The sequence below is a fragment of the Burkholderia sp. BCC1640 genome (assembly GCF_902833125.1).
Lineage (GTDB): Bacteria > Pseudomonadota > Gammaproteobacteria > Burkholderiales > Burkholderiaceae > Burkholderia > Burkholderia diffusa.
The window spans coordinates 168,342-185,460 of record NZ_CADFEF010000003.1 but is presented as its reverse complement, the minus strand read 5'-3'; the positions used below and the strand labels follow the sequence as shown (position 1 = coordinate 185,460).

Here is a 17,119-nt window from a genome sequence, read left to right as displayed (position 1 = left end):
CGGCAGCGGACGCCATTGTAGCGCCCGGCGCGCGAAGGCCTGACGCTTACTTCTTGTCGTGCAGGCTTTCGAGGTAGCGCTGCGCGTCGAGCGCGGCCATGCAGCCCGTGCCGGCGCTCGTGATCGCCTGGCGATACACGTTGTCCTGCACGTCGCCGGCGGCGAACACGCCCGGCACGCTCGTCGACGTCGCGTTGCCTTGCAGGCCGCTCTTCGTCAGGATGTAGCCGTCCTTCATCTCGAGCTGGCCCTGGAACAGGTCGGTATTCGGCTTGTGGCCGATCGCGACGAACACGCCCTGCACGGTGAGATCCTGCTTCTCGCCGGTCTTCACGTTCTTGATGCGCAGGCCCGTCACGCCCGATTCCTCGCCCGTCACCTCGTCGAGCACGTGATCCCACTTGATGTCGACGACGCCTTCCTTTTCCTTCTCCAGCAGACGGTCGATCAGGATCGGCTCGGCGCGGAACTTGTCGCGGCGGTGGATCACCGTGACCTTCTTCGCGATGCCCGTCAGGTAGAGCGCTTCCTCGACGGCCGTGTTGCCGCCGCCGATCACCGCGACTTCCTGGTTGCGATAGAAGAAGCCGTCACAGGTCGCGCAGGCCGACACGCCCTTGCCCATGAATGCTTCCTCGGAAGCCAGGCCGAGATACTGCGCGGACGCGCCGGTCGCGATGATCAGCGAGTCGCACGTGTATTCGCCGGAGTCGCCGATCAGCCGGATCGGCTTTTCGTGCAGTTTCGCGGTGTGGATGTGATCGAATACGATTTCGGTGTTGAAGCGCTCGGCGTGTTCCTGGAAGCGCGCCATCAGTTCCGGGCCTTGCACGCCCTTTGCGTCCGCCGGCCAGTTTTCGACGTCGGTCGTGGTCATCAGCTGGCCGCCCTGCGCGATGCCGGTGATCAGCACCGGGGACAGGTTGGCGCGTGCCGCGTAGACGGCAGCCGTGTAGCCGGCGGGGCCGGAACCGAGAATCAGGACTTTGGCGTGTTTGGGCGTGGACATGTGCGAATCCGTAAAAGGCGGCCGCGGCGGGTGGGGTAGGCCCGCCGTACGATCCGGGTTGACCGGGATGCCGTCATAGATGGGTATCAGACGCGCATTATAAAGGCCCCGTTGCTGCGCTGCCGAACGAGAGTTTCAATCGTGGCGATAGCATTGCCCGGCGGTCGCTTCGGCGCCCCGGCCCTCTTATGTAACCGTCATTTACACTTGACGCCCCGGTGCAGCGTTTACAATAAGCGCGATCGAACGACAGGCGGGCGCGCGGCCCGTCCTCTTTATACGGATTCATGGCAAAAGCTCCTTATTCCGCCCAGGCACAGGCGTTGCCGCACCGGATGTCGAAGCTCCTCACGGAGATCCGCTGGATTCTCCAGGTCGCGCTCTGCGCTTTTCTGGTGATGGCCCTGTTGAGCTACAGCCGGCGCGATCCGAGCTGGACGCACGCCGCGCAGGTGGACCACATCTCGAACTGGGCCGGTCGCGTCGGCGCATGGACGGCCGACATCATCCTGCTGCTGTTCGGCCTGTCGGCCTACTGGCTGATCGTGCCGCTCGGGCGGCGCATCGCGGTCAACTACCGGCGCATCACGCGTCACGAGGCGGTCGCCGACGAACCGGAGCGGCCGATCGGCTGGCTCACCGAGATCTTCGCGTTCGTGCTCGTCGTGCTCGCGTGCGACGGCATCGAGGCGCTGCGGATGTGGTCGCTGAAGGTGCAGCTGCCGCGCGCGCCGGGCGGCGTGATCGGCGAGGCCGTCGCGGGTGCGATGTCGCATGCGTTCGGCTTCACCGGCGGCACGCTGCTGCTCCTGATCCTGCTCGCGATCGGCCTGTCGCTGTATTTCCGCTTCTCGTGGCTGTCGGTCGCCGAGCGCGTCGGCGGCGCGATCCTGTCCGCCGTCAACGTCGCGAAGCTGCGCCGCGAGGCCGAACGCGACCGCAAGCTCGGCGAGGCTGCGGCCGTGCGCCGCGAAGGGAAGGTCGAAGAGGAGCGCGTGCGCATCGAGGATCACGAGCCCGTGACGATCGTGCCGCCGGTCGTCACGCCGGCGAAGTCCGAGCGCGTCGAGCGCGAGCGCCAGGTGCCGCTGTTCACCGACCTGCCGGGCGATTCGACGCTGCCGCCGGTGTCGCTGCTCGATCCCGCGCCGAAGACGCAGGAAGCGATTTCCGCCGATACGCTCGAATTCACGTCGCGCCTGATCGAGAAGAAGCTGAAGGACTTCGGTGTCGAGGCGAGCGTCGTCGCCGCGTATCCGGGCCCGGTCGTCACGCGCTACGAAATCGAGCCGGCCACCGGCGTGAAGGGCAGCCAGATCGTCAACCTCGCGAAGGATCTCGCGCGTTCGCTGTCGCTCGTGTCGATCCGCGTGGTCGAGACGATCCCCGGCAAGAACTACATGGCGCTCGAACTGCCGAACCAGCGCCGCCAGACGGTCCACCTGTCCGAGATCATCGGCTCGGAAGTCTATGCGGCCGCGTCGTCGGCGCTGACGCTGAGCCTCGGCAAGGACATCGGCGGCAAGCCGGTGTGCGCGGATCTCGCGAAGATGCCGCACTTGCTGGTCGCCGGCACGACCGGTTCGGGCAAGTCGGTCGGGATCAACGCGATGATCCTGTCGCTGCTCTACAAGGCCACCGCGGAGCAGGTGCGCCTGATCCTGATCGATCCGAAGATGCTCGAAATGAGCGTCTACGAAGGCATTCCGCACCTGCTGTGCCCGGTCGTCACCGACATGCGCCAAGCCGGCCATGCGCTGAACTGGACCGTCGCGGAGATGGAACGCCGTTACAAGCTGATGAGCAAGCTCGGCGTGCGCAACCTGGCGGGCTACAACAACAAGATCGACGAAGCGGCGAAGCGCGAGGAAAAGATTCCGAATCCGTTCAGCCTGACGCCGGACGATCCCGAACCGCTCGGCCGCCTGCCGAATATCGTCGTCGTGATCGACGAGCTGGCCGACCTGATGATGGTCGTCGGCAAGAAGGTCGAGGAGCTGATCGCGCGGATCGCGCAGAAGGCGCGCGCGGCCGGCATCCACCTGATCCTCGCGACGCAGCGTCCGTCCGTCGACGTGATCACCGGCCTGATCAAGGCGAACGTGCCGACGCGGATCGCGTTCCAGGTGTCGTCGAAGATCGACTCGCGCACGATTCTCGACCAGATGGGCGCCGAATCGCTGCTCGGGATGGGCGACATGTTGTACCTGCCGCCGGGCACCGGGCTGCCGGTGCGCGTGCACGGCGCGTTCGTCGCCGACGACGAAGTGCATCGCGTCGTCGACAAGCTCAAGGAGCAGGGCGAGCCGAACTACGTCGAAGGGCTGCTCGAGGGCGGCACCGTCGACGGCGACGAGGGTTCGGCCGGCGCGGGAACCGGCGAAGGCGGCGGCGAGTCTGATCCGTTGTACGACCAGGCGGTCGAGATCGTCATCAAGAACCGCCGCGCGTCGATTTCGCTCGTGCAGCGCCATTTGCGGATCGGCTACAACCGCGCGGCGCGGCTGCTCGAACAGATGGAACAGTCGGGGCTCGTGTCGGCGATGTCGTCGAGCGGCAACCGCGAAATTCTTGTGCCGGCGCGCGACGCGGAATGAGTCCGCGGCGCCCGCAGCGCCGGCCACCCAGGGAGAAAACCGCAACATGCAGCAACTTTCGTTCGTCCCTTCCCTTCGTTCGACGCGGCGCTGGCTCGGCGCGGCGTTCGCCGGCGCATCGCTGATGCTCGCGGCGACGCACGCGTTCGCGGGCGGCACCGAGCAACTGAAGGCCTTCGTGTCGCAGGTGCGATCGGCGAAAGGCGATTTCACGCAGCAGATCGTCAAGGCGCCGGCCAAGGGCGCGAGCGCCGCACAGGCCGCGCCGAAGCCGAACGACAACTCGAGCGGCACGTTCGTGTTCTCGCGTCCGGGCAAGTTCATCTGGACGTACCAGAAGCCGTACCAGCAGGTGCTGCAGGCCGACGGCGACAAGCTCTACGTGTACGACCGCGACCTGAATCAGGTCACCGAACGCAAGCTGAACGGCGCGCTGGGCGCGAGCCCGGCCGCGATCCTGTTCGGCAGCAACGATCTCGACAAGAACTACACGCTGCGCGACGCCGGCGAGAAGGGCGGCATCGAGTGGCTGGAGATGCTGCCGAAGGCGCAGGACACGCAGTTCCAGCGGATCGGCATCGGTTTCCGCAACGGCACGCTCGCCGCGATGGAACTGCACGACGTGTTCGGCAACGTCACGCTGCTCACCTTCACGAACATCCAGACGAACCCGCCGCTGAAGAGCGATGCGTTCAAGTTCGTCGTGCCGAAGGGCGCGGACGTGATCAACGGCTGATCGGCACCGCACCATTTTCCCGACACGGGCCTGCTGGCGACGGCAGGCCCGTGTTGTTTTCCGGAGCGGGCATCGGGCGCGGGCACCGGGCCCGGCGGCGCCGTCGTGCGGCTGTCATAATGTCGGGTCCGGCGGCCGGTTCGGCCGCCATCGTTTGATCTGGAGCGAGGGTTCATGTCCGACCTGTTTCAAGTCGAGCCGCGCCGGCCGCTCGCCGAGGCGCTGCGGCCGAAGACGCTCGCCGAGGTGATCGGCCAGACGCATCTGCTGGGCGAAGGCAAGCCGCTGCGGCTCGCGTTCGAATCCGGCAAGCCGCATTCGATGATCCTGTGGGGGCCGCCCGGCGTCGGCAAGACTACGCTCGCGCGTCTTACCGCGCTCGCGTTCGACTGCGAGTTCATCGCGCTGTCCGCGGTGCTCGGCGGCGTGAAGGACATCCGCGAGTCGATGGAGCAGGCGAAGGACACGTTGAACCGCACCGGCCGCCACACGATCCTGTTCGTCGACGAAATCCACCGCTTCAACAAGGGGCAGCAGGACGCGCTGCTGCCGTTCGTCGAGTCGGGGCTCGTGACCTTCATCGGAGCGACGACCGAGAACCCGAGCTTCGAAGTCAACTCGGCGCTGCTGTCGCGGGCGCAGGTGTATGTGCTGCAGTCGCTGAACGACGACGAGATGCGCCAGCTGCTCAAGCGCGCGCAGGAAATCGCGCTCGACGGCCTCGCGTTCGACGACAAGGCGATCGATACGCTCATCGGTTACGCGGACGGCGACGCGCGGCGCTTCCTGAACCTGCTCGAGCAGGCGCAGACGGCCGCATCGTCCGCCAGGGTCACGACCATCGATGCCGATTTCGTCAGCAGCGCGATGACGCTGAACGCGCGGCGCTTCGACAAGGGCGGCGACAACTTCTACGACCAGATCTCGGCGCTGCACAAGTCGGTGCGCGGTTCGAGCCCGGACGGCGCGCTGTACTGGTTCTGCCGGATGATCGACGGCGGCGCGGATCCGAAATATCTCGCGCGCCGGATCGTGCGGATGGCGTGGGAAGACATCGGCCTCGCCGACCCGCGCGCGCTGCAGGTGGCGAACGACGCGGCCGAGACCTACGAGCGGCTCGGCTCGCCGGAAGGCGAGCTGGCGCTCGGGCAGGCGGTGATCTATCTCGCGTGCGCGGCGAAGAGCAACGCGGGCTACAACGCGTTCAACCAGGCGATGGCGTTCGTGAAGCAGGACAAGTCGCGCGAGGTCCCCGTGCATCTGCGCAATGCGCCGACCAAGCTGATGAAGGAACTCGGCTACGGTCACGCGTATCGCTACGCGCACGACGAGCCGAATGCCTACGCGGCCGGCGAGTCGTACCTGCCGGAAGGAATGCGCGAACCGCGCTGGTACAAGCCGGTGCCGCGCGGGCTCGAATCGAAGATCGCCGACAAGCTCGCGTGGCTGCGCGAACTCGACCGTGAGGCCGGCAAGAAGGACTGACCGGCCACGCGCGGCTTGGAGCGCATCAGCGCTTGCGGGGGCCCCTGGCCGGGCTGCTGACGCACGCCGAGCGGCGGCGCCGCGCGACGCGTTTCGCCGGCTCCCGACGCGCAGCCGGGATTGCGATATTCCCACGCCCGTCGCGCGTTTGCGGCACTGTCCATCCGGCCAGTGCCGTGGCGGCCCCGCGGTGCGTTAGAATTCCCGTCTTACACAACGATTTTCCAAGTCCTCCCATGCTCGACATCCAGTTGCTGCGCAAAGACCTCGACGGCGTCGCGAAGCGCCTCGCCGATCGCGGCTACACCCTCGACGTCGCCGCCTTCTCCGCGCTCGAAGCGGAACGCCGTGCGATCCAGACCCGTACCGAAGAGCTCCAGGCACGCCGCAACAGCCTGTCGAAGCAGATCGGCGCGATGAAGGGGAAGGGCGAGGACACATCGGCCGTCATGGCCGAAGTCGGCGGGATCGGCGACGAGATGAAGGCGTCGGAGGCCAAGCTCGGCGAGATCCAGACGCGCCTGTCCGACCTGATGCTGGGCATGCCGAACATCGCGCACGAAAGCGTGCCGGTCGGCAAGGACGAGGCCGACAACGTCGAGGTGCGCCGCTGGGGCACGCCGCGCGAGTTCGATTTCGCGGTGAAGGATCACGTCGACGTCGGCACGCCGCTCGGCCTCGATTTCGAAACCGGCGCGAAGCTCGCCGGTGCGCGCTTCACGATGCTGCGCGGCTCGATCGCACGCCTGCACCGCGCGCTCGCACAGTTCATGATCGACACGCACACGCTGCAGCACGGCTACAGCGAGACGTACACGCCGTACATCGTGAACCCCGAAATCCTCTACGGCACGGGCCAGCTGCCGAAGTTCGCCGACGACATGTTCCGCGTCGAGAAGGGCGGCGCCGAAAACACGATCACGCAGTACCTGATCTCCACGTCCGAGATTTCGCTGACGAACACCGTGCGCGAATCGATCGTCGAAGGCGCCGCGCTGCCGATCAAGCTGACCGCGCATTCGCCGTGTTTCCGTTCGGAAGCCGGTTCGTACGGCCGCGACACGCGCGGCATGATCCGCCAGCATCAGTTCGACAAGGTCGAGATGGTGCAGGTCGTCGCGCCGGACGCTTCGTACGCGGCACTCGACGAGATGGTCGGCCACGCGGAAGCGATCCTGCAGAAGCTCGGCCTGCCGTACCGCGTGATCACGCTTTGCACGGGCGACATGGGCTTTTCGGCCGCGAAGACATTCGACCTCGAAGTGTGGCTGCCCGCGCAGAACACCTATCGCGAGATCTCGAGCTGCTCGAACACCGAAGCGTTCCAGGCGCGCCGCATGCAGGCACGTTTCCGCAACGCGCAGGGCAAGCCGGAACTCGTGCATACGCTGAACGGTTCCGGCCTCGCGGTCGGCCGCACGCTCGTGGCCGTGCTGGAGAACTACCAGAATGCCGACGGTTCGGTCACGGTGCCGGAGGCACTGCGTCCGTACATGGGCGGCATGGAGCGAATCGAAGCGCCTGCGCAGGCGTCGTGAGATCGCTCCGCGATCGGTCTTTGAAGGCCCCGCAAAAAAATTGCAAAAAGGGCTTGTGAGATTCAAAGAGATCGTTCTATAATCTTTTCTTTCCCGGACACGACCAACCGGGAAATGAAGCAGCAAGGAAGGAGAGGTGGCAGAGTGGTCGAATGTACCTGACTCGAAATCAGGCGTACGGTTTCCCCGTACCGTGGGTTCGAATCCCACCCTCTCCGCCAAAATACGAAGCCCCGTGATCCGGAAGGATCACGGGGTTTTTCGTTTGTGTCGCGCGCGAGTGAATGCTGCGTCGATGGCGGTGTACGATAGCGCGCAGGCGTTGGGGCCCGTCACACGAACCACAAAAAAGCCACGATGAGAGCGAGCACGCGAATCTGGGGGATGCTGACCGGGGCGGTATTGCTGACGGCGCTTGCCGCCGGCATGTGTGTCATGCATGCGGATTGGGTCGTGAATCCTGGCAGCGTCGTCGAGTTCGCGCAGCACGTCGCGCTCGGCTTTGCAGCAAGCGCGTTCCTTGCCGTGCTGTCTCGTGTGCGCCGCTATCGCGACATCACGCGAACGCTGCGCTGTCGCGAATTCGCATTCGCGCTACTGAGCGTGGCGCTGCTCGCAACGCTCGGCGCGGCCGTCGCCGTGCTCGATTATCTTTGCGTGGCGATCGCCCCGCCGTCGATCGAAAGCCATCTCGTTCGCTTCGATGCGATGCTCGGTTTCCATTGGCCGGACCTGTACCGATGGGTGACGGCGCAAGCCGGCCTGCACCGTGTGCTCGACCTCGCGTATCGCAGCGGCATGCCGCAACTGCTTGCGGTGCCGTTCATCCTCGCGGCGGTCCGTCGCGTCGACGATCTCGCCGAGTTCGTCGCGCAGTTCATGTTCGCGGTGATCGTGGTCGTGCTCGTCTCCACGCCGTTCCCCGCCGCCAGCGCATTCGTCCATTTCGGCATCACCGACCCGGGCACCGCATCGACGGTGACGCACTACGGCCTGTTGCGCAGCGGGCAACTCCGTCAACTGAATCTGGCCGACGCGCAGGGGCTCGTGTCGTTGCCATCGTTTCACGTGATGCTGGCGCTGCTGTTCGCGTATGCGGTGCGGCATGTCCGCTACGTGTTTCCGGCCGCGATCGTGCTGAATGCGGTGATGATCGCGTCGACGCCGACGCAGGGCGGCCACTATCTCGCCGACGTGATCGCCGGGATCGTGTGCGGCGCGCTGTCGATCGCCGCGGTGCGTCGCTGGATGGGCGGTCGACGCGCGATCGAGGCGGCCGGACCGCACGCGGCAAGCCCGACCTGATCGCGCGACGCCAGAGTCGCAATTTCCCCGTGCTTGCCGGCGGGCCAGGTTCCTCACCGTCGCCGAACCGCCGTCCTCCTCGCGGCCGGTCCGGCGGATTCCCGCTGCCGATGCCCTGCTTCAGCCTTGGTTTCGCACGCCGTTAACAATGGGCGACGGCACGCGCCTTTTGCGTCGTCGCCGTTTCCCGTCGATTCAAGGTCCCATGAAGCTGAGCTACAAGATTCCCCTCGCATTCGCCGTCGCGCTGCTGCTGATGTTCTGCGGCGCCCTGTACGGCATCCGCATCCTCAATCGCTCGATCGATACGTTCGCGAACGACGTGCAGACCCGGGTCGCCGACGAGCGGCTCGTGTCGGCGACGCTCGTGCAGTTCAAGCTGCAGGTCCAGGAATGGAAGGACACGCTGCTGCGCGGCAAGCAGCCCGACAAGCTCGACAAGTACTGGCAGGCATTCCAGACGCGCGAGCGCACGGTCGATACGCTCGCCGCGCAGCTCGTGAACCAGTTGCCGCCCGGCGAGAGCCGTACGCTCGTCGAGCAGTTCATGCGCGCGCATGCCGCGATGGGTGACGGCTATCGGCGCGGGTTCGACGCATTCAAGGCCGCTGGCTTCGAGCCGACGGCCGGGGATGCGGCCGTCGCGGGCGTCGACCGTGCGCCCGCCGCGCTGCTCGAGCGCGCGGCGAAGGCGATTGCCGACGAGAGCGCCGCCGTGTCGGCGCAAGCGAGCCGCGATGCGAGCCACGCCACCGCGGCGAGCGTCGTGCTGATGCTGATCGTGCTCGGCATCGCGATGATCGGTGCGTTCCTGTTCAGCCGCGCGATCTTGCGGCCGCTCGATCGCGCCGTGGCCTGTGCGCAGGCAGTAGCGGGCGGCGACCTGACGCGCGATGTCGACGCGGCCGGTCGTGACGAGATCGCCGATCTGCTGCGGGCATTGCGCTCGATGCAGGCCAGCCTGTCGGGCGTCGTGCTCGAGGTACGTACGCATGCCGAAGCCGTCGCGACTGCGAGCGCGCAGATCGCGGCGGGCAATCATGACCTATCGTCGCGCACCGAGGCGCAGGCTGCGTCGCTCGAGGAAACTGCCGCCAGCATCACCGAACTGACGGGTATCGTGCGTCAGTCGGCCGAGCACGCGCAGCACGCGGCGCAGCTGGCGCGCGACGCGTCGGACATCGCGTCCGCGGGCGGCGGCGTGATGACCGACGCCGTCGACACGATGGGCGGGATCGCCGCCAGCGCGGCGAAGGTCGGCGAGATCATCGCGGTCATCGACGGCATCGCGTTCCAGACCAACATCCTCGCGCTGAACGCGGCCGTCGAGGCGGCGCGCGCGGGGGAGCAGGGGCGTGGCTTCGCGGTCGTCGCGTCGGAGGTGCGCACGCTCGCGCAGCGCAGCGCGGCGGCCGCGAAGGAGATCAAGGCGCTGATCGAGCAATCGACGCGGCGGGTCGACGAGGGCGCCGTGCTGATCGCGCGCGCGGGCGAATCGATCCACGAGATCGTCGGCGCGGTGCAGCGGGTCACGTCGATCGTCGGCGAGATTTCGTCCGCATCGCAGGAGCAGAGCGGCGGGATCCAGCAGGTGAACGTCGCGGTCACGCAGATGGACGAGGCGACACAGCGCAACGCGGCGCTGGTCGAACAGGCGTCGGCCGCGACGCAGGCGCTGGCCGAGCAGGCGAGCGCGCTGCGGCACGCGGTCGCCGTGTTCAGGCTGCCGCAGGCCGCGTGACGATATCGCAGACCGCGACTACACCGTCGTGCATCACGCCGCGGCCGAATGCTGCGCGAGCACGCGCGCGCGGATCGACGGCTTGATGTTCGACTGCGCCATGTCGCCGCGGTAATGCGCGACGACACGCGGGTTCATCACGCGATACCAGAGCGGCGGCACATACGCGAACAGGATCATCGTCGCGTAGCCGGCCGGCAGTTGCGGCGAGTCGTCGAAGTGGCGCAGCGCCTGGTACGAGCGCGTCGGGTTCGCGTGATGGTCGGCGTGCCGCTGCAACTGATACAGGAACAGGTTGGTGACGACGTGATTGCTGTTCCACGAATGCTGCGGCGTGCAGCGTTCGTAGCGGCCGCTCGGCAGCTTGCGGCGGCCGAGCCCGTAGTGTTCGACGTAGTTGACGACTTCGAGCAGCGACGCACCGTACACGGCCTGGATCACGAGGAACGGAATCACGATCTTGCCGGCCATCGCGATCGCGACGCCCCACACGACGACGGTCATTGCCCACGCGTGCAGCACCTCGTTGCGCCAGGTCCACGGCGAATGCCCGAGGCGCTCGAGGCGCGCCGTCTCGAGTCGCCAGGCCGAGCGGATGCTGCCGGTCACGGTGCGCGGCAGGAACGCCCAGAACGATTCGCCGTAGCGCGCGCTCGCCGGATCCTCGGCCGTCGCGACGCGCACGTGATGGCCGCGATTGTGCTCGACGAAGAAGTGCCCGTACGCGACCGGCGCGAGCGTGACTTTCGCGAGCCAGCGCTCGAAGCGGCTGGTCTTGTGCCCGAGTTCGTGCGCGGTGTTGATCGAGATGCCCGTCGCGGCGCCGAGCGACAGCGCGAAGCCGACGTAGTCGTACCACGCGAGCGCATGCGTGCCGACGATCCACACGCACATGAAGAACGCGATGTATTCGACCAGCGTCGCGAGATAGACGATGTAGCGGTAGTAGCGCTCGCGTTCGAGGTGCGGGACGGCGGCTTCGGGCGGATTGTCGCGATCGTCGCCGATCAGCGTATCGAGGACCGGGATCACGCCGAATGCGAACAGCGGGCCGAACCACCAGAACACGTGAAGGCCCGTCGACAGTGCGAGCTGGGCCGAGAGGATCGGCAGCGTGATCGTCACCGCGCCGAGCAGCCATAGATAACGTTTGCCATCCGACCAGCCCGAGGCCGATGCGTCGGTCATTGCCATTGTCTCCCTCCTTGTTTTGGCCGGCTCCCGCGTGTGCGGGCGCGGCGGCCGGGTGACGCGTTCGTCGTCGTTGGAATCGTCGTGGGTCCGCGGCGCGACGCGCGGCACGGATCGTTGGTCCGGTTGTGCCAGTTATACGACCGTCGCGCACGCTTTCCAAACCCTCGCGTTAGGCGTGCAACTCCAAACGGCGAACCGTGCATGACACCGGTTGGGAAGGGCCGGCATGGGGTGATTGAAACGGGCTGGCGCGGGCCGATTCGCTTGCACGGCCTGCGTTCTTGTCAGATGAATGCTCGGCGCGACGCACGCGTGCATTCGGCGGCGAAGTTCGCAACGAATGTTGCGACGCAGCAGACGTGGCGCGACGCCGCCCGGCAGCGCGGTTCGTTTGGATACATATGTAACGAACCATTACAGTCTCGACGACGAAATGCAGGACCCTCGCCGCATGAGCGCCATGCATGACAAGGCGAGCGAGGCGACGCCCCCGGTCTCGAAGTGCGGGCTGCATGCGTCGCCGCACGTCGACGCATCGATGCTGCACCTGCACACCGACGTGTGCGCGACATCGATTGCCTTTCGATCGGCGCCGCCATTTGAAAATTACGATTTGACTCATGCCCCGCTTTCGGTTGAAGCTAATAGCTTGCTGTCCGAAGGGGGCTGTGCCTGCATGAGTTCGACCTTGACCGTTCGTCGTATCGCTGCCGACCAAGGCCGCGTGTATCGCGAACTCCGCGCCGCATCGCTGCGCGAGCCCTACGCGCCCGGTGAAGCGCCGGAGGCCGAATTGCTGAACGTCGATTCCGACGCGGCGGCGGCCGTCGCCGCGCTGCGTGCCGCGTCCGACGAGTCGACGACTTTCCTGCTGTATACCGAAGGCCATCCGGCCGGCATGATCGGCGCGTATTTCGACAATACGCCCGAGCGGCGAGCGTTCGTCAGCGAGCTGTGGGTCGCGCACGCGGTCCGCCACCTGCGCGGCGGCGTGCTGTTGCTCGAAACGGCCACCGCGTGGCTGGCCGAACGCGGTGCGCAGGACGTCTACGCATGGATCGCCGATGCGAACCGCAACGCGATCCGTTTCTACGAACGCGCGGGTTTCGGCAACACGGGCGAGCATGCGCCGATCGCGCGGATGCCCGGCGCGATGAAGTCGTTATTCGTGTCGCACGTCAACACGCCCTGACGCATGAATGCGCGGGCCGCACGGTGCGATGAATTCCCGGCCGCCCGTCCGATTGCCCGCCTGCCGGTTGCGCGCTCGCCGCGACCGTCGCCACCCGGCTCCCCAAAAATAATGGCCGCGCGCGTGGACGCCTGTAAAATACGCAAAAATTTTTTGCAGAGTGTCCATGTCGCTTAAAAAATCGCCATTCTTCGAGCTGCGCAGCGGATCGGTCGATACGTTGCTGTTCACCGTGAAGACGACCGATCTCGATGCGTTGCGTACCGAACTGGTCAAGCGCTTCGAAGCGACTCCCGAGTTTTTTGCCGATGATGTCGTCGCGATCGACGTCCGCCGCCTCGCGGACGGCGAACGCGTCGCGCTTGCCGACATCCGCCAGATGCTGAACGATGTGCGGATGCGCCCGGTGGGCGTCGTCGCGCTCGCCACGCAGGGCTGGGCGGCGGAAGCCGGCCTGCCGTTGCTCGAGGCGCGCGACCGCCGCGTGTCGACCGCGAAGCCGGCCGAGGAAGCGGAGCCGGCGCCTGTCGTTGCCGCGGCCGCTGCCGTGGCGGCCGAACCGGCGCCGGAGCCCGCGCCGACGCCGATTCCGGCAGGCGGCCAGACGCTGGTGATCGATCGGCCGCTGCGTTCGGGGCAGCAGATTTACGCGAAAGGAGACCTCGTGGTGCTTGCGCCGGTCAGTCACGGCGCCGAAATCATCGCGGAAGGCAACATCCACATCTACGCGCCGTTGCGCGGCCGCGCACTCGCGGGCGTGCACGGCAATCACGACGCGCGCATTTTCTGCACGTGTCTGGAGCCGGAACTGATTTCGATCGCGGGTATCTATCGAACGACCGAGAACCCGTTGCCCGCCGACATACTGGGCAAATCGGTGCAGATCCGGCTCGAAGAGGAAAAACTGATGATCGAACCGCTGCGCCTGACGTGATTCACGCGGCACGCTCCGGATCGATCGGCTCTCATTGACGAACACAGGGTATTGGGTAAATGGCAAAAATCATCGTGGTGACTTCGGGCAAGGGCGGCGTGGGCAAGACGACGACCAGCGCGAGCTTCGCGTCCGGCCTCGCGCTGCGCGGCCACAAGACGGCCGTGATCGACTTCGACGTCGGCCTGCGCAACCTCGATCTCATCATGGGCTGCGAGCGTCGCGTGGTGTATGACCTGGTCAACGTGATCCAGGGCGAAGCGAACCTGAACCAGGCGCTGATCAAGGACAAGAAGTGCGAGAACCTGTTCATCCTGCCGGCGTCGCAGACGCGCGACAAGGATGCGCTCACGCGTGACGGCGTCGAGAAGGTGCTGAACGACCTGGTCGCGATGGACTTCGAATACATCGTCTGCGATTCGCCGGCCGGTATCGAGGCGGGCGCGCTGCACGCGATGTACTTCGCGGACGAAGCGCTGATCGTCACGAACCCGGAAGTGTCGTCGGTGCGCGACTCGGACCGCATTCTCGGCATCCTGTCGTCGAAGACGAAGCGCGCAGCCGAAGGCAAGGATCCGATCAAGGAACACCTGCTGATCACGCGCTACAGCCCGAAGCGCGTGAGCGAAGGCGAAATGCTGTCGCTCGAGGACATCAGCGAGATCCTGCGCATCAAGCTGATCGGCGTGGTGCCGGAATCGGAAGCCGTGCTGCACGCATCGAACCAGGGTCTGCCGGCGGTGCATATCGACGGCACCGACGTTGCGGAAGCGTACAAGGACGTCGTCGCTCGCTTCCTCGGCGAGGACAAGCCGCTGCGCTTCACCGATTATCAGAAGCCGGGCCTGCTGCAGCGCCTCTTCGGCAGCAAGTAACGGAGGCCGCCCATGTCCATCCTTTCGTTTCTCCTCGGCGAGAAGAAGAAGTCCGCATCGGTCGCGAAGGAGCGCCTGCAGCTCATCATCGCGCACGAGCGGGTCGGCGGCCGGCCACCGGCCGATTACCTGCCGGCGCTGCAGAAGGAGCTGGTCGCGGTCATCTCGAAGTACGTCCATATTTCGAACGATGACATCCGCGTGAGCCTCGAGCGCCAGGACGATCTCGAAGTCCTCGAAGTGAAGATCGAGATCCCGCAGGCCTGACGCTTGCCTGTCCCCCCGCACGGCGGCGCATGCCGTCGTGCGCGTCTTACGCCCTGTTGCACTTTCGGGCTCGCCGTAACACGGCGCCTGTCGGCCGCTGATCGACCTCCCGCATTGAACGAATACGCTCGCGTCATTTGTTAATCAGGAGGTTGTAATGGCTGTCTCTACCGTTCGACGTCGTATCGTTTCGCTCGCGCTGTTCGCCGCGGGCCTGTCAGCCATCGCCGCGCCGCTTGCCGCACGCGCGGACGAAATTCTCGTCGGTGCGCCGGTGATGGTGCAGTCGGGCCGGATGGTCGTCGCCGAACCGGTGGCGGCGCCCGTCGAGGAAATCGTCGTCGTCGCGCCGAATGCGCCGCCGCCCGTGCGCTACGAGGTCGTGCCCGACGCGCGCGTCGGCTATGTGTGGGAGCGCGGGCACTGGCGCTGGGATCACGGCCGCTACGTCTGGATCGGCGGTCACTGGGAAACCGAGCGCATCGGCATGCACTGGGTGCCGGGCCACTGGGATCAGCGAGGCCCGAACTGGTTCTGGAGCCGCGGCCACTGGGCCTGACGGAGGCATGCGATGAAACGAACCGCCATTGCCATCGCGCTCGTCGCGATCACGCTCGCCGGCTGTATCGTCGTGCCGGCCCGTCCCGTCTACTATCGGCCGGCGCCGGTGGTGATCTACTGAGGGTCACGCGGGCCCGTCCGCGCCGGGCCGCTCGCACCGGATGCGGACGGATCGGGTTCGTGCGGCGTCACCGGCGTGTGCGCGGCGACGTTGCCGGCCACCGGGGCCCCCGGCTCGCCAGCGTCCTGCTCGCGCAGCGTGTCGAGCGGATCGGCGGGCGCGGCGGCTGCATCCTGCGGCTCGACGACACCGGCCGCAGCCGCCGGTGCCGCGGCGGGGGCGGCGGTGGCCGCGGGCGGCGCGAGATAGCGCTCGGCGAGTGTTTCGTAGAGCGGCGGCGCGAAAAAGCGCGCCATGCGGCTGGATACCAGCGCGGTCGCCATCAGCGAAATCACGAGCGCGTGACCGTTGATCATCTCCATCACGATCACGAACGACGTGATCGGCGACTGCGTGACCGCCGCGAGGTAGCCGACCATCGCGAGCGCGATCAGCATCGGCAGGCTCATGTCGCCGAACACGATGTGCAGCAGGTTGCCGAACCCGGCGCCGATCGACAGCGAAGGCGCGAAGATCCCGCCCGGGATGCCCGGCAGGTACGACGCGACCATCGACACCATTTTCAGGAATGGATAAAGCACCGACAGCCGTTCATGGCCGTCGAGCAGGCCGCGCGCCTCGGCATAGCCGCTGCCGAACGTCGTCCCGCCCGACACGAGGCCGACGACCGCGATCACGAAGCCGCACAGCGCCGCGAACGCGATCGGGCGCTCGCGATACAGGCTGAGCAGGCGCGCGGGCAGCCAGCGGCCCGTATTGAGCAGCAGCCAGCTAAAAACGCCGCCCGCGATGCCCGTCACGATCGCGGTGACGAGTACGGCGACGGCAAGCATCTTCGGAAAATGCTGACCAGCGTCGATCGTGCCGAAGTACGTGTAATTGCCGTTCAAGCCCAATGCGACGACACCGGCGAGGATGATCGCGGTGATCAGCACGCCGCTTGCGCGGGCGGAGAAGCTGCGGGTCAGCTCCTCGATCGCGAACACGATCCCGGCGAGCGGCGTATTGAAGGCGGCCGACAGGCCGGCCGCCGCGCCGGCGAGCACGAGCTGCCGTTCGATCTGCGCGTTCGAGCGCGGGTAGAAGCGCCGCAGGTTGAACATCAGCACCGCGCCGACCTGCACGGTCGGGCCTTCGCGGCCGATCGTGAAGCCGCCGAGGATCCCCAGGAACGAGATCAGGACCTTGCCGAACAGGATGCGCAGCGTCAGCAGCCGCGCACCGAATGCGCTCGGGCTCGCATGCAGTGTCGCGATGACCTGCGGGATCCCGCTGCCCTCGGCACCGCGGAAGAAGCGGCGCGTGAGCCATGCCGACGCCGCGGCGATCGACGGCGTCAGCAGCAGCGGCAGCCATGCGGCGTGGTCGCGCATCGTGCGGAATGTGTCGTAGCCCCAGTCGATCAGTCGCGCGTACAGCACGGCCGCGAGGCCGACGGCGATCGCGCCGAGCCAGAACACCCCATACTGGCGCCAGATCCGAAGCGACCGGCGGGTGAGGGCAGGAAACAGCGCGGGAAGGGGAGGGCGTTGCATCGGCAGCGGGCCGGAAGAGCAAAGAACGC

Annotated in this window: 13 protein-coding genes, 1 tRNA gene and 1 pseudogene; 12 read left to right on the top strand and 3 right to left on the bottom strand. The window is 66.6% G+C overall.

The genetic code is table 11. The features are described 5' to 3' along the window. Positions 1 to 46 precede the first annotated feature (46 nt). Complete coding sequence (gene trxB, locus HWX25_RS05185) at positions 47 to 1,009, bottom strand: thioredoxin-disulfide reductase (protein WP_059690783.1); 963 nt, start codon at positions 1,007 to 1,009, stop codon at positions 47 to 49. 287 nt (positions 1,010 to 1,296) lie between these two features. Between trxB and HWX25_RS05180 the strand changes: the two genes are divergently transcribed. The 7 genes and pseudogenes from HWX25_RS05180 (at position 1,297) to HWX25_RS05150 (ending at position 10,411) form a co-directional block, all read left to right on the top strand. Then, the gene (locus HWX25_RS05180; RefSeq protein WP_059530170.1) at positions 1,297 to 3,606 is read left to right on the top strand and encodes a DNA translocase FtsK; all 2,310 of its coding nucleotides are present in this window, start codon (positions 1,297 to 1,299) and stop codon (positions 3,604 to 3,606) included. A gap of 46 nt (positions 3,607 to 3,652) precedes the next feature. Continuing rightward, positions 3,653 to 4,324: pseudogene (gene lolA / locus HWX25_RS05175) on the top strand (outer membrane lipoprotein chaperone LolA); the annotation flags it as partial. 192 nt (positions 4,325 to 4,516) lie between these two features. Continuing rightward, complete coding sequence (locus HWX25_RS05170) at positions 4,517 to 5,827, top strand: replication-associated recombination protein A (protein WP_014897797.1); 1,311 nt, start codon at positions 4,517 to 4,519, stop codon at positions 5,825 to 5,827. A 236-nt stretch (positions 5,828 to 6,063) separates the two neighbouring features. Beyond that, a complete protein-coding gene (gene serS, locus HWX25_RS05165) occupies positions 6,064 to 7,365 on the top strand; it encodes a serine--tRNA ligase (protein WP_059820211.1) in 1,302 nt (433 codons plus the stop codon). A gap of 130 nt (positions 7,366 to 7,495) precedes the next feature. Beyond that, positions 7,496 to 7,586, top strand: a tRNA-Ser gene (locus tag HWX25_RS05160). A 136-nt stretch (positions 7,587 to 7,722) separates the two neighbouring features. Then, a complete protein-coding gene (locus tag HWX25_RS05155) occupies positions 7,723 to 8,670 on the top strand; it encodes a phosphatase PAP2 family protein (protein ID WP_236873208.1) in 948 nt (315 codons plus the stop codon). A 205-nt stretch (positions 8,671 to 8,875) separates the two neighbouring features. Continuing rightward, a complete protein-coding gene (locus HWX25_RS05150) occupies positions 8,876 to 10,411 on the top strand; it encodes a methyl-accepting chemotaxis protein (protein ID WP_175907494.1) in 1,536 nt (511 codons plus the stop codon). Between the two features lie 33 nt (positions 10,412 to 10,444). Here HWX25_RS05150 and HWX25_RS05145 read toward each other — a convergent pair whose 3' ends face one another. After that, on the bottom strand, positions 10,445 to 11,605 hold the full coding sequence (locus HWX25_RS05145) for an alkane 1-monooxygenase (protein WP_175907492.1): 1,161 nt from the start codon (positions 11,603 to 11,605) through the stop codon (positions 10,445 to 10,447). Between the two features lie 538 nt (positions 11,606 to 12,143). On the opposite strand from HWX25_RS05145, the gene HWX25_RS05140 reads away from it, so the two are divergent. The 5 genes from HWX25_RS05140 to HWX25_RS05120 all read left to right on the top strand — a co-directional run bounded on the left by HWX25_RS05140 (position 12,144) and on the right by HWX25_RS05120 (position 15,432). Next, positions 12,144 to 12,797, top strand: coding sequence for a GNAT family N-acetyltransferase (locus HWX25_RS05140; protein WP_244135197.1), 654 nt, complete (start codon positions 12,144 to 12,146; stop codon positions 12,795 to 12,797). 166 nt (positions 12,798 to 12,963) lie between these two features. Continuing rightward, positions 12,964 to 13,731: a septum site-determining protein MinC gene (minC, locus tag HWX25_RS05135; protein ID WP_175907490.1), complete on the top strand. Its 768-nt coding sequence runs from the start codon at positions 12,964 to 12,966 to the stop codon at positions 13,729 to 13,731. A gap of 59 nt (positions 13,732 to 13,790) precedes the next feature. Then, on the top strand, positions 13,791 to 14,606 hold the full coding sequence (minD, locus tag HWX25_RS05130) for a septum site-determining protein MinD (RefSeq protein WP_044849298.1): 816 nt from the start codon (positions 13,791 to 13,793) through the stop codon (positions 14,604 to 14,606). A 12-nt stretch (positions 14,607 to 14,618) separates the two neighbouring features. After that, on the top strand, positions 14,619 to 14,873 hold the full coding sequence (gene minE / locus HWX25_RS05125; RefSeq protein WP_006486661.1) for a cell division topological specificity factor MinE: 255 nt from the start codon (positions 14,619 to 14,621) through the stop codon (positions 14,871 to 14,873). 157 nt (positions 14,874 to 15,030) lie between these two features. Then, positions 15,031 to 15,432, top strand: a complete 402-nt coding sequence (locus tag HWX25_RS05120) for a YXWGXW repeat-containing protein (RefSeq protein WP_175907488.1) — start codon at positions 15,031 to 15,033, stop codon at positions 15,430 to 15,432. 116 nt (positions 15,433 to 15,548) lie between these two features. On the opposite strand, the gene HWX25_RS05115 is transcribed toward HWX25_RS05120, so the two are convergent. Next, positions 15,549 to 17,090 carry a chloride channel protein gene (locus tag HWX25_RS05115; protein ID WP_175907486.1) on the bottom strand — a complete coding sequence of 514 codons (1,542 nt, stop codon included), beginning with the start codon at positions 17,088 to 17,090 and terminating at the stop codon, positions 15,549 to 15,551. Between the last annotated feature and the right edge of the window lie 29 nt (positions 17,091 to 17,119).